The following is a 23,868-nucleotide window of genomic DNA, read 5'->3' as shown; positions in this document are numbered from 1 at the left end:
GTTCAGAGCCCTGCCGCCCGCGCCCGCGCCGCGTGCAGTTTCTTGTAGCTTTCCACCAGGCGCAGGTGGCGGTCCATCCCTTCGAGTTGCAGGTTGGTCGGCGTCAGCCCATGGAAGCGCACGCTGCCATCCACCGAGCCCAGCACCGCGTCCATCCGCTCATTGCCGAACATGCGCCGGAAGTTGTGCTCGTAGTCGGCCATCTCCAGCTCATCGTCCAGCACCACCTCCAGCACCACGTTCAGCGCCTGGTAGAACAGCCCGCGCTCGACGGTGTTGTCGTTGAACTGCAGGAACATCTCGACCAGCTCCTTGGCGTCCTCGAAACGCTGCAGCACCAGGTGGATCAGCAGCTTCAGCTCGAGGATGGTCAGCTGGCCCCACACCGTGTTGTCGTCGAACTCGACGCCGATCAGCGTGGTGATGGTGGTGTAGTCGTCCACCTCGGCGTTGTCCAGGCGCTTGAGCAGCAGCTTCAGCGAACGGTTGTCCAGCTTGTGCAGGTTGAGGATGTCGGCCCGGAAACCCAGGGCGCGGTTGGTGTTGTCCCAGATCAGGTCCTCGACCGGGTAGATCTCCGAATAGCCCGGCACCAGAATGCGGCAGGCGGTGGCGCCGAGGTCGTCGTACACGGCCATGTACACCTCCTTGCCCAGGTCTTCGAGGATGCCGAACAGGGTCTGGGCCTCCTGCTGGTTGGAGTCCTCGCCGTGGCCCGAGAAGTCCCACTCGACGAACTCGAAGTCGGCCTTGGCGCCGAAGAAGCGCCACGACACCACGCCGCTGGAATCGATGAAGTGCTCGACGAAGTTGTTCGGCTCGGTCAGCGCCAGGCTGTCGAAGGTCGGTTGCGGCAGGTCGTTCAGGCCCTCGAAGCTGCGGCCCTGGAGCAGCTCGGTGAGGCTGCGTTCCAGCGCCACCTCGAAGCTCGGGTGAGCGCCGAACGAGGCGAACACGCCACCGGTGCGCGGGTTCATCAGGGTCACGCACATCACCGGGAACTCACCGCCCAGCGACGCGTCCTTGACCAGCACCGGGAAGCCCTGCTCCTCCAGCCCCTGGATGCCGGCGACGATGCCCGGGTACTTGGCCAGCACTTCCTGCGGCACGTCCGGCAGGCACAGCTCGCCTTCGAGGATCTCGCGCTTGACCGCCCGCTCGAAGATCTCCGACAGGCACTGCACCTGCGCCTCGGCCAGGGTGTTGCCGGCGCTCATGCCGTTGCTCAGGTACAGGTTCTCGATCAGGTTGGACGGGAAGTACACCGTCTCACCGTCCGACTGGCGCACGAACGGCAGCGAGCAGATGCCACGCTCCTTGTTGCCCGAGTTGGTGTCGTACAGGTGCGAACCGCGCAGCTCGCCGTCGGGGTTGAAGATCTGCAGGCAGTGCTCGTCGAGGATCTCGGCCGGCAGCGCGTCCTTGGGCCCTGGTTTGAACCACTGCTCGTTGGGGTAGTGCACGAACGCCGCGTTGGCGATGTCCTCGCCCCAGAACTGGTCGTTGTAGAAGAAGTTGCAGTTCAGCCGCTCGATGAACTCGCCCAGCGCCGAGGCCAGCGCCGCTTCCTTGGTCGCGCCCTTGCCGTTGGTGAAGCACATCGGCGACTGCGCGTCGCGCACGTGCAGCGACCAGACGTTGGGCACGATGTTGCGCCACGAGGCGATCTCGATCTTCATCCCCAGGCCTGCGAGGATCGCCGACATGTTGGCGATGGTCTGCTCCAGCGGCAGGTCCTTGCCCGGGATGTAGGTGGTGCTGTCGGACACTGGCATCAGCAGCGCCTGGGCATCGGCGTCGAGGTTGTCGACCTCCTCGATGATGAACTCGGGGCCGGTCTGCACCACCTTCTTCACGGTGCAGCGATCAATGGAGCGCAGGATGCCCTGGCGGTCCTTCTCGGAGATGTCCTCGGGCAGCTCGACCTGGATCTTGAAGATCTGGTTGTAGCGGTTCTCGGGGTCGACGATGTTGTTCTGCGACAGGCGGATGTTCTCGGTCGGAATATCGCGGGTCTGGCAGTACAGCTTGACGAAGTACGCCGCGCACAGGGCCGACGACGCCAGGAAGTAGTCGAACGGCCCCGGGGCCGAGCCGTCGCCCTTGTAGCGGATCGGCTGGTCGGCGATCACCGTGAAGTCATCGAACTTGGCTTCGAGACGAAGGTTGTCGAGAAAATTGACCTTGATTTCCATGCGCAGGGGTACCAAAAGCGGGCGGGAACGGATAAATGGCGGGCATTATCCGGGATTTTTGCCGGGAAGTGTTGGCTGGCGACGAGTTGGAGGTCGGCCGCTCACCTGCATGCGGTGCCCGGGCTTTTCAAGGTGTTCGACGTTAGCGTTGCAGCGCCTATGAGATCGAGCGCCGCCCACGCGGCGCATCGCGACGCAAGGCCGCTCCCACATTTGTTGCAACGTGCCGAACCTGTCAGGCCATGGTTGCCCGCCTTGGCGCATGTCTTGAGACAGGTGGAGCGACAGTGGTGCCCACGCTGAAACCGCGTTGTACCAACAAGGCGGACCAGGTAATGGCACAGGAGAAATTGGCCCGAAACAGATGTGGGAGCAACTGTCTTGCTCAATTTTTAGAATCTGGCGCGATCCCTGTGGGAGTGGGTTTACCCGCGAAGCAGGCGACGCGGTACCTGGCACCGGCTATGCCGGTGTTCGCGGGCAAGCCCGCTCCCACAGCGACCGTGCAGCCCTAAAGCCACGCGCCACGCCTGTGGGAGCGGCCTTGTGCCGCGATGCGCCGCGCGGGCGGCGCTCGATCTGATAGGCGCTGTAACGGTTGCGGTGGACACCTGGAGGCCCTCACCCGGTCAATAACCCTTACACCCCAAAGGCCATAAAAGGGACAACCCCAGGCCCGAATCCGCCGCGATGCCTACTCCGCCCTGAAACTCCAGACGATCTCGACCACCCGCGACGCCAGGATCAGGTAGACCAGGCACAGGGTCACCTGCAGTACCGTGTGGTAGGGCAACTTCGCCAGGCGGTGCAAGGTATCGCTGACATTCAGCAAAAACAGCAGCGCCGACACCAGGATCAACCCCCAGCCGGTGAAACTGAACACCCACAGCCCCAGCAGGACCTGCTGGTTGCCGTGGATCGCCTCGGTGCCTGCGGCGAACAGCAGCGCGCACACCAGCAGGTTCTTGAAATTGTCGAAGACCTTGGTACTGAGGTCGGCGTCGAGCAGTGCGAGGTACTTTTTCCAGAGTCTGCGCATGGGGCTCTCCCACGGATACGGTCGTCAGCGCAAGTCTAGGCCAGCCCTCTGAAGGTGTTCGGCGTCTCTCAGATCGAACGCCTGGCGTTTTTCTTGACGATGGCCTTCATCCGCGTCGCGGCCCGCTGCACGGTCGCCATCTTCTCCGGGCGTTTCATGCCCCGCCATTTGCGGATCTCGTCCCGGGTACGGCCGCAGCTCACGCACAACTCGCTGTTGAGCTGGCACAGCGAGACGCAGGGGTTGTCGATGTCTTTGGCCATGGTGCGCTCCAATGTCGGGCGCGCATGATAACGGTTCGGCTACCGCCCTTGAACCGACCAATCCCTGAGGGAGCGGCGCCGGTGGCTCGCCATTTCCCGCTCAAGCCCTCTAAAATGCCACTTTCAGCCTGAACGGAAGCAAGCCATGCCCGCCTCACTGATACGCCCTTCCCCTGCCCCACTGCTTGCGCCAGGGGAAACCGTGTTGCTGTTCGACGGCGTGTGCAGGCTGTGCAACGGCTGGGCGAGGTTCGTTATCCGCCATGATCGCCACCGGCGTATCCGCCTGGCCACGGTCCAGTCAGCGCAAGGCCAGGCCCTGCTGGCCTGGGCAGGCCTGCCGGTGACAGCGTTCGACACCATGGCGGTGATCCGCGATCGACACTACTGGGTACGCTCCGAGGCCTTCTTCGAGGTGGTCCGCCAGCTGCCCGGTGCCTGGCCGCTGCTGCGCGTGCTGCGCCTGTGTCCCCGCAGATTGCGGGACTGGCTGTACGACCGCGTGGCGCTCAACCGCTATCGGCTGTTCGGCCGATACGACCAATGCCTGCTGCCCAGCCCGGACCACAAGCGTCGTTTCCTCGAGGAGCAGCCATGAACCGTCTAAACCAGGTCCATTGGTTGGCCCGGGCCAGCCTGGCCTTCGTGTTCGCCTACCATGGGCTGGTGCCCAAGCTGATCATTCTCAGCCCCGGTGAACAGGTGCTGCTGCAAGCCCACGGGCTGGCACACGCCACCTGGTTGTCACAGGCCGCCGGCGTGGCCGAACTGGCGCTCGCCGCCCTGCTGCTGATGCCACGGCTGGTCTGGCCGTTGCTGGTCGGCGCAGCGGTATTGCTGGGCCTGCTGGTGGATGTGGCGGTGATGCAACCCTCGATGCTGGTGGATGCCTTCAACCCGGTTTCGCTGAATGTGGCGGGGATGGCGCTGTGTGCCGTGGCTTGGCTTTCCCGCCAGGACGCTGCAAGCCAGTCCCCCGCGAATATCCCGAGCCATTGCTGAGCGACTGTTGCCACAGCAACACCCCACTGCTGCGCCACCAGCAGCCCCGCTCGCAGCCCCTGTAAAACCGTAGCCTGATCCCTGGCACGGCGATTGCGATACCTCGGTATCACCCGCCGTGCACAAGGTTCGCCATGTCCCCATTCAAAGCCCTCACCTGGCTGGTCTCTCCCCTGGCCCTGCTCGCCTTGTGGGCTGCAGTCGCCGACGCCGCACTGTTCCCGGCCAACCTGCTGGTGCCGCCCCTGGAGGTCTGGCGCAGCTTCGCCGACCTGCTGGCCACCGGCGAATTGCAGGAGCACCTGGCCGGCAGCCTGTCGCGCCTGTCGCTGGGCTTCGCCGCCGGCGCGCTGGCCGGCCTTGCGTTCGGCACGGCCATGGCCCTGTCAGACACGGTCAAGGCCTATTGCGCGCCGCTGTTCCATACCCTGCGGCAGATCCCCAGCATCGCCCTGATCCCGATGCTGGTGCTGCTATTGGGTATCGACGAGACCTTCAAGGTGGTGATCGTCGCCAAGACCGCGTTCTTCCCGGTGGCCCTGGCCACGGTCGAGGGCATCCGCGCCATCCCCCGCAGCCACTTCGAAGTGGCCGCCGTGTACCGCCTGCGCTGGCCGACCCTGGTCGCACGCATCGCCCTGCCCGCCGCGGTGCCGGCCATCGTCACCGGCGTGCGCGTGGCCCTGACCCGCGCCTGGGTGGTGCTGGTGGCCTGCGAGTTGCTGGCGGCCGACAGCGGCCTGGGGCAGATGATCGAGATGGGCCGGCAGATGCTGCGCATCGATGTGGTGATGGTGGGCGTGGCGATCACCGGGGTGATCGGCTTTGCCCTGGACTTCTCGCTGCGCCGTGTCGAACGGCGCCTGTCCGGCTGGCAAGTGGCCGGGAGATGATGATGAATCTGCGCAACCTGCGTGGCCTGCTGCTGCCACTGCTGCTGATCGGCGCCTGGGAACTGGCCTCGCGCCAGGACGCCGCCGGCGCCTACGCCTTCGTGCCATTGGCGACCATCGGCCAGGCCCTGTTGGAACTGCTGGGCAACGGCGAGCTGCTGGTCAACCTGCTGGCCAGCCTGGCCCGCACCAGTGCCGGCCTCGCCCTGGGCATCGTCGGTGGCGTCGCTCTGGGCGCGCTGATGGCCCTGTCGCCCCTGGCCAACCGCCTGGTGGCACCGTTGTTCCACGCCCTGCGCCAGGTGCCGATGCTCGGCTGGATCCCGCTGATCGCCCTATGGCTGGGCAACGGCGAAGCATCGAAGCTGCTGATCGTCAGCCTGGCGGCGCTGTATCCGATGGTGCTCAACACCTTCGAGGGTCTGCGCCAGGTCGATGTGCGCCATCGCGAAGTCGGCCAGGTACTGGCGCTCGGGCGCTGGCAGCAATTGCGCCTGGTCCTGCTGCCCGCCGCCCTGCCGAGCATCGCCACCGGCGTGCTGCAGGCCCTGGCCTTCGCCTGGGTCACGGCGGTCGGCAGCGAGCTGTTCCTCGCCTCCGGCGCCGGCCTGGGCAACCTGATGATGAACGCCGAGGCCGGCGCGCGCATGGAGATCATCGTGATCTGCGTGCTGTGCATCGGCCTGTGCGGCTACCTGATGACCTGGCTGTCCACCCTGCTCGCCCGCCGCCTGCTGCGCTGGCGCCCCACCCGTTGAAAGGCCCGACCATGAACGCCATCGCCCCATCCTTACCCGCCCACGTGCAGACCGGCGCGCTGAGCATCCGCAACCTGAGCAAGACCTACCCGCTCAAGGGCCGGCCCGTGCCGGTGCTGCAAGGCATCGACCTGGACATCCGCCCTGGCGAGTTCGTCAGCATCCTTGGCGCCAGCGGCTGCGGCAAGTCCACCCTGCTGCGCCTGATCGTCGGCCTGGACCCGGACTACCAGGGGCAGATCCTGCTCGACGGCCAGCCGCTGAACGGCCCGGGCCTGGAGCGCGGCATCGTGTTCCAGGACCACCGCCTGTTTCCCTGGATGACGTTGCAGCAGAACATCGCCCTGGCCTTGAAGAACCATGACCTGGGCACGGCGCAGAAGCAGCGCCTGGTCGATGAGCACATCGCCCTGGTCGGCCTGCGAGGCTACGAGCAGGCCTATCCGCACCAGCTCTCCGGCGGCATGGCCCAGCGCGGCGCGATCGCCCGGGCGCTGGTGAACAAGCCCAAGGTGCTGCTGCTCGACGAGCCCTTCGGCGCCCTCGATGCCCTGACCCGCGTGCGCCTGCAGCAGGAGCTGCAGCGCATCTGGATACAGGAGCGCTGCACGGTGATCATGGTCACCCACGATATCGAGGAGGCCTTGTACCTGGGGGACCGGGTGATCGTGATGGAGGCCAATCCGGGGCGCATCGGCGAGCAGGTGCAACTGGAGCTGGCACATCCGCGACAACGCGATACGGCGCTGTTGTTCCAGCACAAGCAGCGCCTGTTGGCGCAACTGGTCGGGCATTGACCTGTCCGGCCTGGGCATGGCCGGCTCGGTCATCAGCAGCTAACCGAGCATGTGGGCCAGCACCGTGGCCATCGCGCCACCGATGGCGCCGACATTAGACCGGGGGGGCTCCAGGTGTTCGCCGAAAGCCTTGCAGCGCCTATCAGATTGAGCGCCGCCCGCGCGGCGCATCGCGACGCAAGGCCGCTCCTACATCTATGGTTACCCCCATTTCTGCAATACTGTACTGAGATGTGCGTGAGTTTGGTTTGCGTCAATCTATACGGCGTCGTGTGGGAGGTTGGTCCCGCGCCTCGATGAAAATCGCGCCCGACGAGCCTAGATATTTGTTCGGCTTCTGAAGCCGAGTAGGAGCTCAGGTTGATCGCCAGGCCGGTATACCGTTCACGTCATCTGTGTGCAGCATCGCAAAACCAGGTGGGTTGTTACTCGTGTGTCTGCAGGGTCAAGCGTTCATGGCGCTTGACCCTGCATCAAATTCGCTGTGGTGTGCCGTGATGGCCCAGGCGATTCGGGCCAGTTTGTTGGCGATAGCGCACACCACCAGGTTGGGGTGGTGAACACGTAGCAAGCCACGTACCCAGTCCGCCAGCTTGCCGGTTTTGCGCTCCAGCCCAATCAGATAGACCCTCGCGCACTGGATCAGCAGTCGTCGCTGATTGCCGTCGCCCCGCTTGCTGATTCGCCCCAGGCAAGGTTTGCCGCCTGTCGTGTGCTGCCTGGGAACCAGGCCTATGGAGGCTGAATAATTTCGCCCACAGCGGAACTGCTTACCATCACCCAATTCCGCAGCCAGGGCGGTAGCGGTGATCGGGCCAATACAAGGTATCGACATCAAACGGGAAGCAAGATCATCGCTAACGGCCTGGCTATGCACTTCCTTGTCCAGAGCCTTGATCCGATCATCGAGATAGCGGAAGTGGGCATGTAGGTCCAGCAACAGCTTCTTGATCAACGGTGAGAAGGTACTGTCGTCCAGCAGAATGGGGAGCTCCCGGACCGCCTTGAAGGTGGGTGCCAAACTGACCCCCACCTCGAGCAAATAAGCGTGGATGCGGTTCATGGTGGCAGTACGGTCTCTGATGAAGCTGTCGCGCAGTGAATTGAGCATCGCCAGCGCCTGCTGGGCCTCGGTTTTGGGAGGCACGAAGCGCATCTGATCGCGGGTTGCCGCCTCACCGATAGCGGCAGCATCGGCAAAGTCATTCTTGTTGCTTTTCACGTAGGGGCGAACGAACTGTGCGGGAATAAGTTTGGGCGTATGACCCTGTCTCGTCACCTCTCGCGCCATGAAATGAGAGCCACCACAGGCCTCCATCGCCACCGTGCAGGGCGCAAGATTGGCAAGGTGGCGGATGAGTGACTCACGGTTGAACCTGCGGTGATAGAGCTCATGACCCCGATCATCCTGAGCGTGTACATGGAAGCTCAACTTTCCCAGGTCGATGGCGATGATGGCGACAGTGTTCATGGCGTTGCACTCCGATAGGCACCCTGTGAAAGCTTAGAGGGCTGACACAGGGTGGGGCGGGGGTAGCCATTTCATTATTTGTTGCAACGTGCCGAACCTGTCAGGCCATGGTTTCCCGCCTTGGTGCATGTCTTGAGACAGGTGAAGCGGCAGTGGTGCCCACGCTGAAACCGCATCGTACCAACAAGGCGGACCAGGTAATGGCACAGGATTGACTGGCCCGAAACAGATGTAGGAGCGGCCTTGCGTCGCGATGCGCCGCGCGGGCGGCGCTCGATCTGATAGGCGCCGCAACTCTGTCGTCGAACACGCTGCCACGAAGCGATACCTTCGCTTGGCAACATTTCGATGCAAAAATGCAACACACACCTTCGCCCGCACCGTTAGAATGGCCGCCTGGCGTGTGCTGCGTGCGCCCGGGAGCCTTCCCGAATACGGAGAACATTCATTTGTTTTCCGTGAGATTTGTCCATGTTGCACGCATGCCTCCATTCCCCATGGCCCTTCCTGCCCCGTGTCTTCACGGCGTGGGTTGTTGCGCCGCATTTCCTATCCTTCTTCTCGCCCTTCGCCGCAGTGGCCCGTCTTGTCCGGAGCCAGCGTCCCGCCGTGCCCGTTGCCCGCCGCGCCACTGCCACCGCGAGGGTGATGCCATGAACGAGGAGCGTTACATGACCGCACCCCTTCCACCCGTCAAGCCGCGCTCGATGCTGCGGCACCTGCTGGCCACCGAGGCGGCCGGCGGCGTCCTGCTGATGTTCACCGCCGCGCTGGCCATCGTCATCGCCAACAGCCCCTGGGCCAGTGCCTACCAGCACCTGCTGCACCTGCCCGTCGGCCCGGTGCTGACCGACAAGCTCGGCCCGATGACCGTGCACATGTGGATCAACGATGGCCTGATGGCGATCTTCTTCCTGCTGGTGGGCCTGGAGATCAAGCGCGAGCTGGTCGACGGCCGCCTGGCCAGTTGGGAGCAGCGCCGCCTGCCGGCCCTGCCGGCACTGATGGGCATGGCCGTGCCGGCGCTCATCTACCTGGCGGTATCCCGTGGCGAGCCGGGCCTGGCCGACGGCTGGGCGATCCCGGCCGCCACCGACATCGCCTTCGCCGTCGGCGCCCTGGCCCTGCTCGGCCGGCACGCGCCGCTGTCGCTCAAGGTGATGCTGGTCTCGGTGGCGATCATCGACGACATGGGCGCGGTGGCAATCATCGCCGTGTTCTACACCTCGTCGCTGAATCTGCTGGCCCTGGCCGGCGCCGCCGGCATCGTCACCGTGCTGCTGGCCTGCAATCGCCTGCGCGTGGTCAGCCTGTGGCCCTACCTGATCGGCGTGGCCGCGCTGTGGTACGTGACCCTGCTGTCGGGCGTGCACGCCACCATCGCCGGCGTGGTCGGTGCCCTGCTGATCCCCTACAGCACCGGCGACAGCGAGGCCCGCGAAGCCAGCCCGCTGCTCAAGCTGGAGCATGGCCTGGCGCCCTGGGTCGGCTTCCTCATCGTGCCGGCCTTCGGCTTCGCCAACGCCGGTGTCTCGTTCGGCGACCTGGGCCTGAGCGACATCTTCGCCCCGTTGCCGCTGGCCATTGCCCTGGGCCTGCTGCTGGGCAAGCAGCTCGGCGTGTTCGGCGGCGTGCTGCTGGCGGTCAAGACCGGCCTGGCCAGCAAGCCCCATGGCGCCAGCTGGCTGCAGATCTACGGCGTGGCGATGCTGTGCGGCATCGGCTTCACCATGAGCCTGTTCATCGGCGAGCTGGCCTTCCCCGGCCAGGCCGATAAGATCGACGCGGCCAAGATCGGCATCCTGCTGGGCTCGCTGCTATCGGCGGTGATCGCCTGCCTGATCCTGCGTTTTGCACCCAAGCCGGCGGATTGATGCAAGCGCTCGGGGCTGCCTGGCAGCCCCGTTTGATCTACTGGTAACTGAACCTGCGTGGGAGCGGGCTTGCCCCGCGATCGTTTCTACAGCACCACGCGGAACCTGCAGACCACCTCACCCCCGCACCACCGACACCCCACCATCCACCACCATGGCCGCCCCGGTCATGAAACTCGATGCCTCCGACGCCAAAAACAACGCCGCCTCGGCGATCTCCTGCGGCCGGGCCAGGCGCTTGAGGGCATGCAACCCTTCGACATGGGCCCGGGCCTCGGGACTGTTCATCGCACTGCGGCCCATGGGCGTATCGGTACCGCCGGGCAGCAGCGCGTTGGCGCGTATGCCACGGCTGCCCTGCTCCGCCGCAATGACCTGGACCAGGCCGACCAGCCCGGCCTTGCTCGCCGCATAGGCGGCCATGCCCGGCATGCCCACGCTGTGGCCGACAAAGGTCGAGGTGAAAATCAGCGAGCCGCCGCCACGGGCCAGCAACGCTGGAATCTGCGCCTGGGCGCAGAGGAAGGCGCTGGTGAGGTTGGTGTGCAGGGTGTGTTGCCAGCCCTCCAGGGACAGCTCGGGGACGGCGGCCAGTTCACCGAGGGTACCGGCATTGTTGAAGGCGATGTCCAGGCCACCGAAGCGCGCCACCGCCACATCCACCAGCTCCCTGGCCAACACCGCATCGGTGATGTCGCCAGCCACGGCCACAGCCCGGCCTTGCCCTGCCGCCGCGATGTCCGCCGTCAACTGCTCAAGCTCGACCTCGCGCCGAGCCGTGAGCACAAGGTTGGCGCCGTGCCGGGCGAACAATGTCGCCGCAGCTCGGCCGATACCGGAGCTGGCGCCGGTGATGATTGCCACTTTGCCTGCCAGTTGCATGATAAGTACCTCGTCCTGAAGTTGGGTGCAGGGTGCGCGGGGTACTATCGGGTGGCGTGGTGCCGGGAAGCTCTCCGTTTCTTGTGCACTATCAACCTTGGCTCATATGGCCTGCGGTGCATCTGCGATAGGTTGCTGCAGCAAGGTACGCGGCAACTTGAAGCCCTTGAACGGCTGCTGGGTGATCGGGTTGAAGGCTTTCTCCGAACTGAGCCGATAGCGCATCACACCGTCACCGGTCTTGAAGCTCAGGTCCACCGCGGTGGCGCTGCGGCCATTCAGGGCGCCACGGCTGAGCAGGCGGAACATCGACCAGGGGCCCCGGTATTCCAGGCTGCTGCTGTTGCCATTGAGCCTGAGCAGGGTGAGGTTGCTGCGTACCTGCTGGCCAAGCGTGTTGGGCCAGATCACACCGGTGATCTGGCTGGGGCCGTGGGTGTAGGAGACCAGTTGACCATCGAGGTCCAGCAAGCTGGTGCGCTGATTGGCGCTGAGCCCCAGGGGCTCGATGCTGAACTGCACGCCGAGGTTGCCGCGCGGGTCAAAGAACGTTTCGCGAATACGGTCTGCCAGGGCGAGTTGGTCGATGACTTCGTTGCGAATCAGGTAGCCATCCTGGTTCTCGGCGTACAGCGCGTCGAGGTTGTCCTTGATGAATGCGTTCAGGTACCGCTCCTGGAACTGCTGCAGGCGCCCCTTGGGCCCGAAGAACGCCTCGAAATCATCGAGGGCAGCATCAGCCCCCCCGACCACAAAGGGATATCGTCCTGCCAAGCGCTGCTGGAAGAAGCTGTAGACGTCGGCATCCCAGCGCCGCTCGAGCTCACGCAGCGCCTCGACGACCAGCACTTGCGCCGTCTGGTCCGCGACGGCCCTCACCTGCTGTCCGACCGGCTCGGGCAGCCCTGTCGCAACCCGCTGCAAGGTGGCAATCGGGTCCGCGCCACTCATCGAAAAACGCTGTAGCACCGCCTGCAGAGCGGCCTTGCCCCTGTCAGGGCTGTCCTGTACCCCTCTTGCCTGGTCGTGGACGGCGGCAATCGCGCTCAAGGCTTCATCGTAATAGCTGGGCCGCTCCCCTTTGGCCTGCAGCATGTCGTTCAAGCCCGAGAAGGCCCGACGAATACCGACCAGATGCTGGTCGACAGCCTGCCCCGCCAGATTCGGGGCCTCTACGTTGTCCGCCAGCGTGGACATCGCCGTATTGGCGCGCACGCTCTCCAGCAGTCGACGCAAGGGCTCTGCCGGCCCCGTCAATTGCCCCAGCACCGATACCCCATGCTCCAGGTCACGGAAATGGGCAATTGCGAGTGCGTTCAGGGCTCGTCGCCAGCTGTCGATATAGTCCGCGCTGTAGAGGTTGCGGATACCCTCGATCAATACATCGCGATCAGCCGGTGAATAGTCCAGCTGGCGGCGCTCGCCCAACGCCCACTGATCGACCATTGCCAGGTCGGTGACCTGTGCGCTGCGAGGCAGGAAGTATTCGCTGAAACCCTTGGCCGTCAGCATGGGCGCCAGGAACAGGTCAACGGGCACCTGGGCGTCGCCGGAGCGGAGCTGGAACACCGAATCGAAGGCAGGCCCGACCTCATGACGCAGGTCCAGGCCATTGTGCAACTGCTCCTGGGCCTGCTGCTTCAGGCTGACATACACACGTTGCGCCAGAGGTACCTCACGCAGGCCTTGCTGGGCCTGGCCAAGCCGCTGGCGGAACTGTGGCAGCTCGGTATCGGCATAGGCCAGGGCGTATTGCAGGTGACGCATCAGGGCCTGCTGCAATTGCCCCTGGCCAGGGAAGGCCGTCTGCCATTGCCGGGCCATCCACTGCTCGACCCATTCCGGCCGTCGATTGTGGCGGTCCTCGATCATCCGGTACACCCTGAGCGCGGCCATCTGCTGCTCGCTGCCCGCAGGCGCGGCATCCATGGCATCGATCACCCCGCTGGCGACGGCCGGCAGGAAGCGCCTGGACAACAGGCTCAGGTAGGCCTCATCGACCCGCGGCCCCAGCAGGCGTCCCTGGTAGAGCCCCAGGTCCGCCACCACCGGCCAGGCCGATCGATAGTCGCCGAACACCGCCACTGCCTCGCGAATCTGCTCCAGTGGCGCCAGCAGGTTGCGCCCGGTGGGGTCCAGCCGCTGATCCAGTTCATGGCTGCCGAATGCCCGGCTCATGTCCAGGACGCTGGCCACCTTGTCGCTGTTGGCCTCGTAGTAGCGCTGCCAGGCGCTGCCCATGACGACCAGCGCCAATGCCCCGACCCCCGAGCCCACCCACAGCAGGCGTCGCTTGCCTAGCGCCACCCTGATGTTGTCGCCGGCCAGCCCGGCCTCCGGATACACCACCTGCTGGAACAGGCGTTGGGCAAAATACGCCTGTTGCCGGCCCTGGGGCTTGCCCTCGCTGACCGGCGCATCGGCCTTGAAGGGATGGGCCACATTGCGCTGGAAGGCGTTGAGCACCTGGCCCTGCTGAAGCATCGAGGACAGGTACAGGCCCCGCACCAGTGCAGGCGTGGTGAAGCGATCACTCACCAGCATCTCGCGCAGGAACGCCAGCAGTATCGGCCGCAGGCCAAGCAGTTGGCCCTGCAAGGACACCAGCCGTTCACGCAGGTCGGTCTTGCCCAGCACACCCAGGTCGTTGAGCACCTGCTCCTCGGTCCGCCTCACCAACCAGTCGTATTGCTCGGCCAGCTCATCCAGCCAGGCATCGAACGCGCTGACGGCATCCAGCCTGAAGGTGAACCCGAGCATCCGCTCACGCTCGGCTTGCGTCAGGCGCGCAAACAACTGCTCGAACCCATCCAGCAAATCGAACTTGCTCAGCACGACATACACGGGCAAACGCGCGCCCAACTGGTTGCTTACCTCATGCAGGCGAGCCCGCAGCACCTGGGCCAAGGCCATGCGCTGCTGCGGCGTGGCCAGCTGCAAGGCGGCAAGATCGACGACCAGCACGACGCCATTGAGGGCGTTGCGACTGCGCGTGCGGGCCAGCCAACCCAGCAGGTGCATCCATAACCGCGCCTGGGTGCCAGCCGGCAGTGCCGGCCTGGCCTTGTCGAGCGTGTCGGGCAGGTTGCCATCCGGGGCCTGCCGGGTCATGAGCGCCCCCGGCGGGTCGATGACCACCGCATCGTCGCTGATCCACCAGTCCACGGGATAGGCCAACGCCTCGTCCTGGCGCCCGTGTGCCTGGACCTTGCCGATCCGCGTCAGGGAAAAGCGCTGGTCCGAGCGCTCCATCAGGCTGGTCTTGCCCGCGCCCTCGTCGCCCAGCAGCAGATACCAGGGCAACCGATACAACGCGCGGTACCCGCCGGCATGCTCCAGGTAGCTTGCCAGCCCCGCATCGAGGGCGTGCTGTTGAGCCAGGAGCACAGGCAGTATTGGGTCGGCGCTCGCCTCGATATCCTGCTGGCGTTCGGCCTGCAGCCGTTGAAAGCGTGCACGCAGCACGAACAGCCAGATCAGCAACGGCAACAACACCAGCAGCAGTGTGGCGACGCTGCGACGCTCCAGGCTGGCCAACGGCTGCTGCCCGTGCCACTGCCATTGCGGCCCGAGCCACCAGATCAGTACCAGCAGCAACACCGCTCCGAGGCCCAGCAACAGCGGCATGGCCAGATTGATTCGGGACGCCAGCGGCAGGCCCCAACGTTTGAAAAGCGCCCAGAGTTTGCTCATGGCGGTTCAAGACTCCCTGTTCTGATCGTTCAATCCTGATGTCGCGGCGAACTGCTGCAGCTGCTGGTAGACCTCGGGCTCCCACGCCTCGGCAGTCATGCCACGCATGGTGCGGGCGACATTCGCGCACAGCTCCTGGGCGAGCCAGGACACGCCCCGTGAGGCCAGCAGATCGGCGGCGATCACCGTGCTGTGGCAACGCTCGCGTGGTGATCGGTAGTCCGCTTGCAGCCCTTGCAGCTTCAGCAGCACTGGTTCCACGCCCTCGACCTCGAGCTGGCTGACCAGCTCCTCGCGCAGGCCGATGAACGCCTGGGTGGCGCCATCCCCTGCCAGCGTTGCCTGGCTGCCCCTGAGCCAGGCCAGGCACTGGTCATCGACAAACGCGGTGCCGTCGCTGAAGCACAATTGCTCAAGCGCCGGCAGGCGCCGTACGAACCTGGCAGTGGCACAGCGAATGGCCTCGGCGACTTCGTTCATTGCCAGGCGCGTGGCGATGCCCGCCGCCAGATAGCTGCCGCGAATCCAGTAAGGGGCGGCCGCGACACTTCGCTCGACTTTCATCAACAGGGTCGGGTCGAGCGCCGAAGCAGACAGCGCGTCCTCGTACCCGCCGACAATGTCGGCAGGCACCGCCATCAACTCGGTGCGAAGCCCCTGACGCGTGGAGGGCAGTGTCTGGATATGCGCCCACAGGCCGAAGCGCCTCAGCTGGTAGCCCGTCGGATCGTAGATATCCTGCTGGTTGATGAACTCGGCCATGCCCAGTACCGCACGACGGGTCTCACGTTCGTTCCCCAGGGAGAGAGTGGTACTGGCAGGTCGAAACACATCGGTCAGTGGTGCGACGGGCGCCTGGGGTGGCGAGGATTCCTTGCGACTGGGTTGCGCAGTCCCCATCGCCTGCTCGGCCTGCTTGAGCAGCGCGCGCTCCAGCTCGCTCAGCGCGGCAGGATCGAGCTGCGCCAGGGGTGCCTGCTGTTGCAGGCAGGCCAATGCCTGCTGGGCGGCCTGCTTGCAGGCCGGGGTGTAACTGAAGCGGTCGAGGCCGGGCAGCGCCGCCGACAGGCGCCCGAGCAGCAGCCCGACCAGCTTGCGCTTGCCCAGGAAGCCCTTGGGGCCTGGCTTGGGATGGGCGCTTTCCCAATAGTGCTCGACCATGCCTGCCAGCAACGCCAGCGTGCAACACCAGCGCTCCCAGCATCCCGTGCGCAGCCAGGCGACACTGAGGTGCCCGACGATACGCAAGTGCTTGCACTGGCCGCCCAGGTACTGACGGGAGGCTTCCTCGATGTAGGGCCAATCGATGGCGGCTTCATGCAGCCCTCCCAGCTTGACCATCTCCTGATCGATCGCCTGGTAGGTTTCGTCCTCGATATCGAAATAACCCGCTGGCGCGAGCGGGTCGACGGGCGCCAGCAACCTGGCGACCTCCTCGGTCGACACCGGCGCTACCAGCGACATGCTGTGCGCGCCTGGTCAATCAACGGGTCCAACCCCTGCGCATCGAAACGCAAGCCATCGAGGGCCGGATGATCACTGACCACAAGGATGCGCTGGGCACCCTGCAGTACCTTGATCTGCTCGATGGCGGGCAAGCCGCGCCCGGCATCCAGCACCTGGCCGTTTTCCAGCACCTGCCAGGCCAGCGAGCGGGTCGACCGATGCTCCGTACGCAGTTGCAAGGTCACCCGATTGCCCTGGACGGGTTCGGCGGTGAGCAACTGTAGCCTGGAGATGTTCTGTACACAGCTGACGGCGAGATAGGGGCGCGGCTCGGAGGTCGCGATAGCCGGTGCGGAGATCACCACCTGCCGCCGCCCTGTCCGCTTGTCGTCCTCGGCCCCCAGGATGAATGCCAGATTGTCGGGCGCCCGTCGGGCCTCGTTGGCCATGACCCGAGCCACGCTCGGGGCATCGAGCTCCGGGGCCGACCATCCCCTGCCGATCGTCGGTACGCGCGCCGGCGTTCCCGCCGCCTCATCGAAACACGCCAGGCGCTCGACATTGGAAACAATCCCCGTGCAGTCCCGCACAGGGGCTGCAAAGGTCGGTTCCAGCAGCGCGAACAATGCCAGACCAAGCACGCAACTATATGGATTGCACACCAGAATTAGACCTCACGGCTCGATGCAACTTCTTATTGGGAACATGCAAAGCAATAGAAAAAAGACAATTAGCCATCGCTAAAAAACAGACTTGACGCAAGCCTAGAACAACCTCACCACCACAAACAATCAAATATTTTCTTACATTTTTAGACTCGACTTTGATTACTTCATTTCAGCATCGTCTAAGGGCAATTTACAGCACCAAAACATTAACGTGTATATAAAAACAAATATGTAGGACCCCTCCTACAAAATTCTAAAAAACTTCCCACAAGCACAACACCCCACAAACTTCAGCATCAGGAATAAACTTACATCATGTCCAGAAACTCAAGTTCCGTTGCGCCCAAAGAGCGCATCAACATCAAGTATGTACCCGCCACGGGGGATCAACAGGCCGAGGTTGAACTGCCGCACAAGATGCTGGTGCTGGGTGACTTCGGCCTGGTCGACAACCGCAACCTGGAGGACCGCCAACCCATGCGCATCGACAAGCACAGCTTCGACAGCGTGCTCAAGGACGCCGACGTCAAGCTGAGCCTCTCGGTCCCTTCGGCACTCAACCCTGTCGCCGACGCCGAGCTGGCGGTCGAGCTGCAGTTCAGGACGATCAACGACTTCGGCCCCGACCAGATCGCTCGCCAGGTGCCGGAGCTGAACAAGCTGCTGGCGCTGCGCGAGGCCCTGGTCGCCCTGAAAGGCCCGCTGGGCAATGTCCCGGCATTTCGCCGGCACCTGCAGCACCTGCTGACGGACCAGCAGGCACGCAAGCAACTCGCGCAGGAGCTGGACCTGGTACTCGAAGCCCCGCCAGCGGAATGAAAACGCACTTCTGACTGATGGCATATGACATAGACAACGGAGCGTCTCGGATGTCCACCACCAACAACACCACAGTCACTGCCGATACCACGGCTGAAACCATCGGTAACTCGACACTGCTCGACCAGATCATGGTCGAAACCATGCTGGTACCCAGCCAGGAGGGATACCAGATCGCCAGGCAAGGCGTGGCTGCATTCATATCGGAAATGCTCAAGGACGATACCCCGGACCAGTTGGTCAACAAGCACCGGGTCGACCAGATGATTGCCGAAGTCGACCGACTTCTCGGCAAACAAATGGATGCCATTCTTCATCAATCCGAGTTCCAGGCGCTGGAGTCCGCATGGCGCGGGCTGAAACTTCTGGTCGACCGAACCGACTTTCGCGAGAACATCAAGCTGGAAGTCCTGCATGTCAGCAAGAGCGACTTGCTCGATGACTTCGACAATGCCGCGGACATCACTTGCAGCGGGCTTTACAAACATGTCTACACCGCAGGTTACGGACAGTTTGGCGGTGAACCCGTGGCGGCCATGATCGGCAACTACAACTTCGGCCCGTCCTCGCCTGACATCAAGCTGCTGAGCTATGTCGCCTCCGTGGGCGCCATGTCGCATGCCCCCTTCATCACCGCCCCCGCTCCCGAGTTTTTCAACCTGAGCAGCTTCGAGGACCTGCCCGACCTCAAGGAGGTCAAGGACATCTTCGAAGGACCACGCTTCGCCAAGTGGCGGTCGTTGCGCGACAGTGAAGATGCCCGCCATATCGGCCTGGTGCTGCCGCGCTTCATGCTGCGCTCGGTCTATGACCGCCAGGAACACCCCATCAGCAGCTTCAGCTACGACGAAAACATCGACGCTCGACACCAGAACTACCTGTGGGGCAACGCCGCCTTCCTGATGGCCAGCTGCATCAACGACAGCTTTGCCCGTTATCGCTGGTGCCCGAACATCATCGGCCCACAATCCGGTGGCGCCGTCGACGACCTGCCGGTGCACCTGTACGAGGCCCTCGGACAGTTGCAGGCAAAGATCCCGACCGAGGTGCTGGTCTCCGATCGCAAGGAGTTCGAGCTGGCCGAAGAGGGCTTCATCGCCCTGACCATGCGCAAGGACAGCGACCAACGCCGCGTTCTTCTCGGCCAACTCGGTGCAGAAACCCAAGCAGTTCCCCAAGACATCCGAAGGCTTGCAGGCACAGACCAACTACAAGCTCGGCACCCAGTTGCCCTACCTGTTCATCGTCAACCGGCTCGCCCACTACATCAAGGTGCTGCAACGCGAGCAGATCGGCAGCTGGAAGGAGCGCAACGACCTCGAAGGCGAGCTCAGCCGCTGGCTCAAGCAGTACATCGCCGACCAGGAGAACCCCTCGGCCGACATCCGCAGTCGTCGCCCCCTGCGTGCCGCGCAGATCGAAGTCACCGATGTCGCGGGCGATCCGGGTTGGTACCAGGTCTCGCTCGCGGTGCGCCCGCACTTCAAGTACATGGGGGCGAACTTCGAGATCTCCCTGGTCGGCCGGCTCGACACCCAATGAGCAGCCTCTTCGACCGCCTGGCCAGCGACGCTCCCGCTGGCCGCCGAGAAAGCACCGGGCGCACCGTCGAGCGGATCAAACGCCACCTCGAGACGCTGCTCAACGCCCGTCGGGGCTGCTCGCAGAGCTGCCCCGACCTCGGCTTGCGCGACTTCAACGGCCATGACCAGGGCAACGGCGACCTGCTGCGCCAGGTGAGCTCGGACATCCAGCGCACGATCCGGCGCTACGAGCCGAGGATCCAGGTGTTGAACCTGCAGGGGCAGCCGGACGCGGACAACCCGCTGGAACTGCACTTTCGCCTGGATTGCCAGGTGCGGGTGGAAAACCACGCCGAACAGCTGCAGATCGAACTGCTGGTCAACGGCCACAACCGCAACACCCAGGTGAGGTAGGCCATGTCGTTGAAGGACCGCTTCGGCGAAGAACTGCGCTACCTGCGCGAACTGGGGGAGGACTTTGCGCGGGACAATCCCCAGCTCAGCCGCTATCTGGGCAAGGACAGTGGCGACCCCGGCGTCGAGCGCCTGCTGGAAGGCCTCGCTTTCCTGACCGCCAAGCTGCGCCTGAAACTCGAGGACGAGGTGCCGGAACTGACCCATGGCATGCTGCAACTGCTCTGGCCGAATTACCTGCGCCCCCTGCCCAGCGCGACGATCATTCAGTTCTCGCCCCTGGACGCTTCGCTCAGCCAGGCCCAGATCGTTCCCAGAGGCTCACGCCTGTTTTCCCGGCCGGTCGATGGCGTGGATTGCGAGTTCCGCACCTGCACCGAGGTGAAGCTCTATCCCTTCACGCTCGGTGAGGTGAGCGCGACCCTGACGCCCGACAGCTCGGTCATTCACCTCCAGCTCGAGACCCAGGTGCAACGCCCGCTGAACACCCTGGGCTGCGACAGCCTGGAGTTCCACCTCGGTGGCGAGCGCAGCAACGCCCAGACCCTTTACCTGTGGCTGGCGCAATACCTCGAGCACATCAGCGTGACCATCGACGGCCAGGTGCGTCGCCTGCCGGCCAACCACCTGAGCTTCTCCGGCTTCAGCCCCGACGAGGCGTTGCTTCCCTACCCGCGCAATGTGTTCGATGGCTACCGGATCCTCCAGGAGTACCTGGTCTTCCCGCAACGCTTCCACTTCTTCAACCTGACCGGCCTGGGCAGGATCTGGCCGGCGCACGCCAGCTCCACGATCCGCATCGAGTTCCACCTCGCGCGCCCACTGCCCGGCTCGACGCGGATCGGCCCCGATGACTTCAGGCTGTTCTGCGCCCCTGCCGTCAATCTGTTCGAGCACGGAGCCGAGCCCATAGACCTGTCCGGAACGGCTGACCAGCATCGCCTGGTACCCCATGGCCTGCGCCGCGACAGCCACGAGATCTTCAGCGTCGACCGGGTGATCAGCACCCGCACCAGCGCCGATGGCAGCCCTGGCGAGCAACTGCGGGTGTTCCAGCCTTTCGAGTCGTTCGCCCACGAGATCGAACATGTGCAGGGACGCACCGCGCTGTACTACCGCTGCCGGGTCGAGCAATCGCTGCTCGGTGACGGGCTGGATCACCAGATCGCCTTCGTGCGGGGCGACGAAAGCCAGTTCATCGGTCACATGGAAACCGCCTCGATCGAGCTGACCTGCACCAATCGGGACCTGCCGATGGCGCTGGGCCTGGGCGATATCGATGTCATCAACCAGGCCACCGCGCCGTTGATCCGCTACCGCAACATCTGCCTGCCGACCCGCCCGTACCGTCCGGTGCTGGATGGCCAGTTGCAGTGGACTCTCATCTCCAACCTCTCGCTCAACTACCTGTCGCTGCTCTCGGCCGCCCCGCTCAAGGCGGTAATCGGCGCCTACGATTTCGCCGCCCTGCACGACATCCAGCAGGCCAGGGCCACGCGCAAACGTCTGGACGGCATCGGCGAGGCGCACACCGAACCACTGGACTGGTTGATCAAGGGCCTGCCCATTCGCGGCCTGCGTACCCGCCTGCGGCTCGACCAGCAGGCCTTCCTCTGCGAAGGCGACCTGTACCTGTTCGGCTGCGTGCTGTCCCACTTCTTCGCCCTCTACGCGAGCACCAACTCCTTCCACCAGCTGGAAGTGATCAATACCACCAACAACGAGCACTACACATGGCCACTGCTGACCGGCAGACAACCGCTGATCTAGCCGAAACGCTGCTCGCCGAGGCCCACCGGCACAGCTTTTTCCAACTGCTGGAGCGGCTGCATGGCTTGCACGGTGACAACCTCGAGCCGCGCTGGCCAGACACCGCCACACGCCAGCGCGTGCACCTTGCCAGCGACCCGCGGCTGAGTTTTCCGGTGGCCGATGTGCTGGCCGCCGAGCGGATCGCCGAGGCGCCGTCGCGCTATCGCGTGCGCACCACCTTCCTGGGGCTGCACGGCACCGACTCGCCCCTGCCCAGCTACTACCTCGACGAACTGGCCTACGAATACGCCCAGGGCATCGGCGTGCGCCCCGCGCTGTTCGATTTCTTCAACCACTGCCTGCTCAGCCTGCTGCACCGCATCTGGCGCAAATACCGCTACTACGTGCGTTTCCAGACCGGGGCGAGCGATGACTTCTCGCGCTACGCCTTCGCCCTGATCGGCCTCGGCGACGAACGCCTGCGTGGCGACACGCCGCTGCCCTGGAGCCGTCTGCTGAGTTTCGTCGGCGTCATTGCCAGCCGCAGCCGGGCACCCGGTGTGGTCGCCGGGATCATTGCCCACTGCTTCGATCTGCCGTCGGTGCAAATTCGCGAGTTCGAGACCCGCACGGTGACCATCGCACACCGCCAGGTGGTGCGCCTGGGACGCTGCAACGGGCAACTGGGCGAGAGCTTCATGCTCGGCGACCGCACGCGAACCCGCAGCAGCAAGTTCACCTTGCTGATCGGCGACCTGGACCTGGCACGCCTGCGCAGCCTGCTGCCCGGCGGCGTCGACTTCGAGCGACTGCGTGCACTGATCGACTTCCTGCTCCGCGACGGCCTGGCCTATGACCTCGAGCTGCGCCTGAAGCCACGTGAACTGCCACCGTTCCGCCTGCACCGCGAGCAGGGTGCGCACCTGGGCTGGACCAGCTTCATCGAAGACCGCAAGGGTGAAGTCACCCCGGTCGTGCGGATACGGGGGCGCGCATGACCAGACTCGCCCTCAGCATCGACAATCTCGATCGCCTGCACCACGGCGTCGTCGCGGGCCATCTGTTCGACCGCGATGGCGGCATCATCGGCAGCCGCAAAGCCGACTGGTTGCTGGTGGATCGCCAGCGACGGATTCACCCCGCTCATTGTGCGATCCGCTGGCTGGAAGGCAGCTTCTGCGTCATCGACCTCTGCGGCCAGACCCTGCTCAACGACAGCCCGCTGCCTCCCGGCCCCGGCGTGCCGGTGCGCGTGGGCGAAGGCGACTGCCTGCAGGTCGGCCCCTATCAACTGCACGCCCGCTATCAGGCCGGGCCAAGCAATCAAAGCTTTATCCGCGGCGACCTGGATGACCTGCTCAAGCCTGGCCGGCAGGCGCTCGAAGCGCTGCTGGACAGCTCGTTGGCCAGCCCCTGGCATCCCGCGCCCCGTACAGCGAGTCTCCCGGTCGATATCTGCACGCTGTTCGATCGACTGCAGGCCCCGGATCCTCTGGCCGCACTGACTGCACCGCAGCAACCGGCCCAGCCTGGGGCAAGCGCCCTGCAGCGACTCATCGTTGGAGGGAAGCCATGACGTCTCATCCACTGAGGGTAGCCACGCTTCTGCTTGCCCTCGGGTCGGCCACAGGCTGCACGGCCCTCGGCAAGATCGGCCAGGTGGTGATGGACCCTTCCATCCCAGTGGGCGCGCTGTCGGACCAGCCCACCGAGGTCGCCTTCAGCCTGCACGCCAGCCCAACCATCAACACCAACCCCCACAGCCTCGATGCGAAGGTACCCGGTGAGGCGCTGGAGCCCACACCTTATGCGGTCAGCCTCCGTGCAAGCGATCCGCTGGCGTTGACTGAGCAGGTCGCCGATCTGCTGGCGCATCTTCAAGCGCTGTTTCCAGCCATGTCCCCCGTAGAGCCGAACGACGAACAGGCACCGGCCCATTCACCCACGGAGCATGAAGGCCCAGGCAGCTATGACGCCAAGGACGTCCGGTTCGACGTGGCCGCCCCCAGCCAGAAAGCGACGCCTTCGATCGCCACCCCCGTCGCGATCAAGATCCTGCAACTGCGTGACGACTCGCTGCTGCGCAACAGCCTGTATGCGCAACTCGACCAGGACCTCGCCAAGGCCCTGCGCAGCACCTACATCCGCGACGACGACTACCTGCTGGCACCGGGGCAATTCAAGTTCGTGCGCTTCGAGCCCATTGCCGCCGACACGCGCTTCATCGCCGTGATCGCCAAGTTCAACGACATCACCAACGCCGACTGGCGGCAGGTGATACGCATCGCGCCACGCGGCCGCCAGGTCGTGCTCGCCGTGACCCTCGATGGCACGCAGATCCTGCTGCAGGAGGAAAGCTGATGCCCCGCCTGCAGGTCT

Annotated in this window: 20 protein-coding genes and 1 pseudogene; 13 read left to right on the top strand and 8 right to left on the bottom strand. The window is 64.5% G+C overall.

All coding sequences use genetic code 11. The annotated features are described in order from the left end of the window. Window positions 1-2: 2 nt before the first annotated feature. The 3 genes from ACZ899_RS02570 to ACZ899_RS02560 form a co-directional block, all read right to left on the bottom strand. On the bottom strand, window positions 3-2,195 hold the full coding sequence (locus tag ACZ899_RS02570) for an OsmC domain/YcaO domain-containing protein (RefSeq protein WP_234562930.1): 2,193 nt from the start codon (window positions 2,193-2,195) through the stop codon (window positions 3-5). 694 nt (window positions 2,196-2,889) lie between these two features. Beyond that, the gene (locus tag ACZ899_RS02565) at window positions 2,890-3,234 is read right to left on the bottom strand and encodes a hypothetical protein (RefSeq protein ID WP_203652133.1); all 345 of its coding nucleotides are present in this window, start codon (window positions 3,232-3,234) and stop codon (window positions 2,890-2,892) included. Between the two features lie 68 nt (window positions 3,235-3,302). Continuing rightward, the gene (locus tag ACZ899_RS02560) at window positions 3,303-3,497 is read right to left on the bottom strand and encodes a DUF1289 domain-containing protein (RefSeq protein WP_186734552.1); all 195 of its coding nucleotides are present in this window, start codon (window positions 3,495-3,497) and stop codon (window positions 3,303-3,305) included. 145 nt (window positions 3,498-3,642) lie between these two features. Here ACZ899_RS02560 and ACZ899_RS02555 point away from each other — a divergent pair, with 145 nt between their 5' ends. The 5 genes from ACZ899_RS02555 (at window position 3,643) to ACZ899_RS02535 (ending at window position 6,947) form a co-directional block, all read left to right on the top strand. Further along, entirely contained in the window at window positions 3,643-4,095 is a 453-nt protein-coding gene (locus ACZ899_RS02555) for a thiol-disulfide oxidoreductase DCC family protein (protein ID WP_234562931.1), read from the top strand. Next, window positions 4,092-4,499 (top strand): DoxX-like family protein, encoded by a 408-nt coding sequence (locus ACZ899_RS02550; protein ID WP_234562932.1) that lies wholly within the window; start codon window positions 4,092-4,094, stop codon window positions 4,497-4,499. Before ACZ899_RS02555 ends, ACZ899_RS02550 begins: the two co-directional genes overlap by 4 nt. A gap of 134 nt (window positions 4,500-4,633) precedes the next feature. Continuing rightward, the gene (locus ACZ899_RS02545; protein ID WP_234562933.1) at window positions 4,634-5,392 is read left to right on the top strand and encodes an ABC transporter permease; all 759 of its coding nucleotides are present in this window, start codon (window positions 4,634-4,636) and stop codon (window positions 5,390-5,392) included. Between the two features lie 2 nt (window positions 5,393-5,394). Continuing rightward, entirely contained in the window at window positions 5,395-6,150 is a 756-nt protein-coding gene (locus tag ACZ899_RS02540) for an ABC transporter permease (protein WP_234562934.1), read from the top strand. Between the two features lie 11 nt (window positions 6,151-6,161). After that, on the top strand, window positions 6,162-6,947 hold the full coding sequence (locus tag ACZ899_RS02535; protein ID WP_234562935.1) for an ABC transporter ATP-binding protein: 786 nt from the start codon (window positions 6,162-6,164) through the stop codon (window positions 6,945-6,947). A gap of 445 nt (window positions 6,948-7,392) precedes the next feature. Here ACZ899_RS02535 and ACZ899_RS02530 read toward each other — a convergent pair whose 3' ends face one another. Beyond that, entirely contained in the window at window positions 7,393-8,418 is a 1,026-nt protein-coding gene (locus ACZ899_RS02530; RefSeq protein ID WP_203646634.1) for an IS110 family RNA-guided transposase, read from the bottom strand. 671 nt (window positions 8,419-9,089) lie between these two features. Here ACZ899_RS02530 and nhaA point away from each other — a divergent pair. After that, complete coding sequence (nhaA, locus tag ACZ899_RS02525; protein ID WP_234562947.1) at window positions 9,090-10,292, top strand: Na+/H+ antiporter NhaA; 1,203 nt, start codon at window positions 9,090-9,092, stop codon at window positions 10,290-10,292. 117 nt (window positions 10,293-10,409) lie between these two features. Here the strand turns inward: nhaA and ACZ899_RS02520 are convergent, their stop codons facing one another. The 4 genes from ACZ899_RS02520 to vasI all read right to left on the bottom strand — a co-directional run bounded on the left by ACZ899_RS02520 (window position 10,410) and on the right by vasI (window position 16,939). Then, window positions 10,410-11,174 carry an SDR family oxidoreductase gene (locus ACZ899_RS02520; protein WP_234562948.1) on the bottom strand — a complete coding sequence of 255 codons (765 nt, stop codon included), beginning with the start codon at window positions 11,172-11,174 and terminating at the stop codon, window positions 10,410-10,412. 102 nt (window positions 11,175-11,276) lie between these two features. Then, complete coding sequence (tssM, locus tag ACZ899_RS02515; protein WP_234562949.1) at window positions 11,277-14,867, bottom strand: type VI secretion system membrane subunit TssM; 3,591 nt, start codon at window positions 14,865-14,867, stop codon at window positions 11,277-11,279. 6 nt (window positions 14,868-14,873) lie between these two features. Next, on the bottom strand, window positions 14,874-16,331 hold the full coding sequence (gene tssA / locus ACZ899_RS02510; RefSeq protein WP_234562950.1) for a type VI secretion system protein TssA: 1,458 nt from the start codon (window positions 16,329-16,331) through the stop codon (window positions 14,874-14,876). Then, a complete protein-coding gene (gene vasI, locus ACZ899_RS02505; RefSeq protein WP_234562951.1) occupies window positions 16,319-16,939 on the bottom strand; it encodes a type VI secretion system-associated protein VasI in 621 nt (206 codons plus the stop codon). Before vasI ends, tssA begins: the two co-directional genes overlap by 13 nt. Before the next feature lie 357 nt (window positions 16,940-17,296). On the opposite strand from vasI, the gene tssB reads away from it, so the two are divergent. From tssB to tssJ, 7 genes and pseudogenes are all read left to right on the top strand, one after another. Next, the gene (tssB, locus tag ACZ899_RS02500; RefSeq protein ID WP_203652115.1) at window positions 17,297-17,800 is read left to right on the top strand and encodes a type VI secretion system contractile sheath small subunit; all 504 of its coding nucleotides are present in this window, start codon (window positions 17,297-17,299) and stop codon (window positions 17,798-17,800) included. A 50-nt stretch (window positions 17,801-17,850) separates the two neighbouring features. Then, window positions 17,851-19,342: pseudogene (gene tssC / locus ACZ899_RS02495) on the top strand (type VI secretion system contractile sheath large subunit). Continuing rightward, on the top strand, window positions 19,339-19,737 hold the full coding sequence (tssE, locus tag ACZ899_RS02490) for a type VI secretion system baseplate subunit TssE (protein WP_186715062.1): 399 nt from the start codon (window positions 19,339-19,341) through the stop codon (window positions 19,735-19,737). Before tssC ends, tssE begins: the two are co-directional and overlap by 4 nt. Window positions 19,738-19,740: 3 nt before the next feature. Then, complete coding sequence (gene tssF / locus ACZ899_RS02485; RefSeq protein WP_234562953.1) at window positions 19,741-21,507, top strand: type VI secretion system baseplate subunit TssF; 1,767 nt, start codon at window positions 19,741-19,743, stop codon at window positions 21,505-21,507. Next, entirely contained in the window at window positions 21,471-22,487 is a 1,017-nt protein-coding gene (gene tssG, locus ACZ899_RS02480; protein WP_234562954.1) for a type VI secretion system baseplate subunit TssG, read from the top strand. The genes tssF and tssG overlap by 37 nt, the downstream gene beginning before the upstream one ends. Next, entirely contained in the window at window positions 22,484-23,065 is a 582-nt protein-coding gene (locus tag ACZ899_RS02475) for an FHA domain-containing protein (protein ID WP_234562955.1), read from the top strand. Before tssG ends, ACZ899_RS02475 begins: the two co-directional genes overlap by 4 nt. Further along, window positions 23,062-23,850, top strand: a complete 789-nt coding sequence (gene tssJ / locus ACZ899_RS02470) for a type VI secretion system lipoprotein TssJ (RefSeq protein WP_234562956.1) — start codon at window positions 23,062-23,064, stop codon at window positions 23,848-23,850. Before ACZ899_RS02475 ends, tssJ begins: the two co-directional genes overlap by 4 nt. The last annotated feature ends 18 nt before the right edge of the window (window positions 23,851-23,868 follow it).

This window comes from Pseudomonas sp. TE31087 (assembly GCF_057284075.1).
This window is presented reverse-complemented; position numbering and strand designations above follow the sequence as displayed.

Bases quoted from the DNA above. Each gene is read 5' to 3' on its own strand.
- ACZ899_RS02570 (WP_234562930.1), bottom strand. From the start codon at position 2,195: ATGGAAATCAAGGTCAATTTTCTCGACAACCTTCGTCTCGAAGCCAAG.
- ACZ899_RS02565 (WP_203652133.1), bottom strand. From the start codon at position 3,234: ATGCGCAGACTCTGGAAAAAGTACCTCGCACTGCTCGACGCCGACCTC.
- ACZ899_RS02560 (WP_186734552.1), bottom strand. From the start codon at position 3,497: ATGGCCAAAGACATCGACAACCCCTGCGTCTCGCTGTGCCAGCTCAAC.
- ACZ899_RS02555 (WP_234562931.1), top strand. From the start codon at position 3,643: ATGCCCGCCTCACTGATACGCCCTTCCCCTGCCCCACTGCTTGCGCCA.
- ACZ899_RS02550 (WP_234562932.1), top strand. From the start codon at position 4,092: ATGAACCGTCTAAACCAGGTCCATTGGTTGGCCCGGGCCAGCCTGGCC.
- ACZ899_RS02545 (WP_234562933.1), top strand. From the start codon at position 4,634: ATGTCCCCATTCAAAGCCCTCACCTGGCTGGTCTCTCCCCTGGCCCTG.
- ACZ899_RS02540 (WP_234562934.1), top strand. From the start codon at position 5,395: ATGAATCTGCGCAACCTGCGTGGCCTGCTGCTGCCACTGCTGCTGATC.
- ACZ899_RS02535 (WP_234562935.1), top strand. From the start codon at position 6,162: ATGAACGCCATCGCCCCATCCTTACCCGCCCACGTGCAGACCGGCGCG.
- ACZ899_RS02530 (WP_203646634.1), bottom strand. From the start codon at position 8,418: ATGAACACTGTCGCCATCATCGCCATCGACCTGGGAAAGTTGAGCTTC.
- nhaA (WP_234562947.1), top strand. From the start codon at position 9,090: ATGACCGCACCCCTTCCACCCGTCAAGCCGCGCTCGATGCTGCGGCAC.
- ACZ899_RS02520 (WP_234562948.1), bottom strand. From the start codon at position 11,174: ATGCAACTGGCAGGCAAAGTGGCAATCATCACCGGCGCCAGCTCCGGT.
- tssM (WP_234562949.1), bottom strand. From the start codon at position 14,867: ATGAGCAAACTCTGGGCGCTTTTCAAACGTTGGGGCCTGCCGCTGGCG.
- tssA (WP_234562950.1), bottom strand. From the start codon at position 16,331: ATGTCGCTGGTAGCGCCGGTGTCGACCGAGGAGGTCGCCAGGTTGCTG.
- tssB (WP_203652115.1), top strand. From the start codon at position 17,297: ATGTCCAGAAACTCAAGTTCCGTTGCGCCCAAAGAGCGCATCAACATC.
- tssE (WP_186715062.1), top strand. From the start codon at position 19,339: ATGAGCAGCCTCTTCGACCGCCTGGCCAGCGACGCTCCCGCTGGCCGC.
- tssF (WP_234562953.1), top strand. From the start codon at position 19,741: ATGTCGTTGAAGGACCGCTTCGGCGAAGAACTGCGCTACCTGCGCGAA.
- tssG (WP_234562954.1), top strand. From the start codon at position 21,471: ATGGCCACTGCTGACCGGCAGACAACCGCTGATCTAGCCGAAACGCTG.
- ACZ899_RS02475 (WP_234562955.1), top strand. From the start codon at position 22,484: ATGACCAGACTCGCCCTCAGCATCGACAATCTCGATCGCCTGCACCAC.
- tssJ (WP_234562956.1), top strand. From the start codon at position 23,062: ATGACGTCTCATCCACTGAGGGTAGCCACGCTTCTGCTTGCCCTCGGG.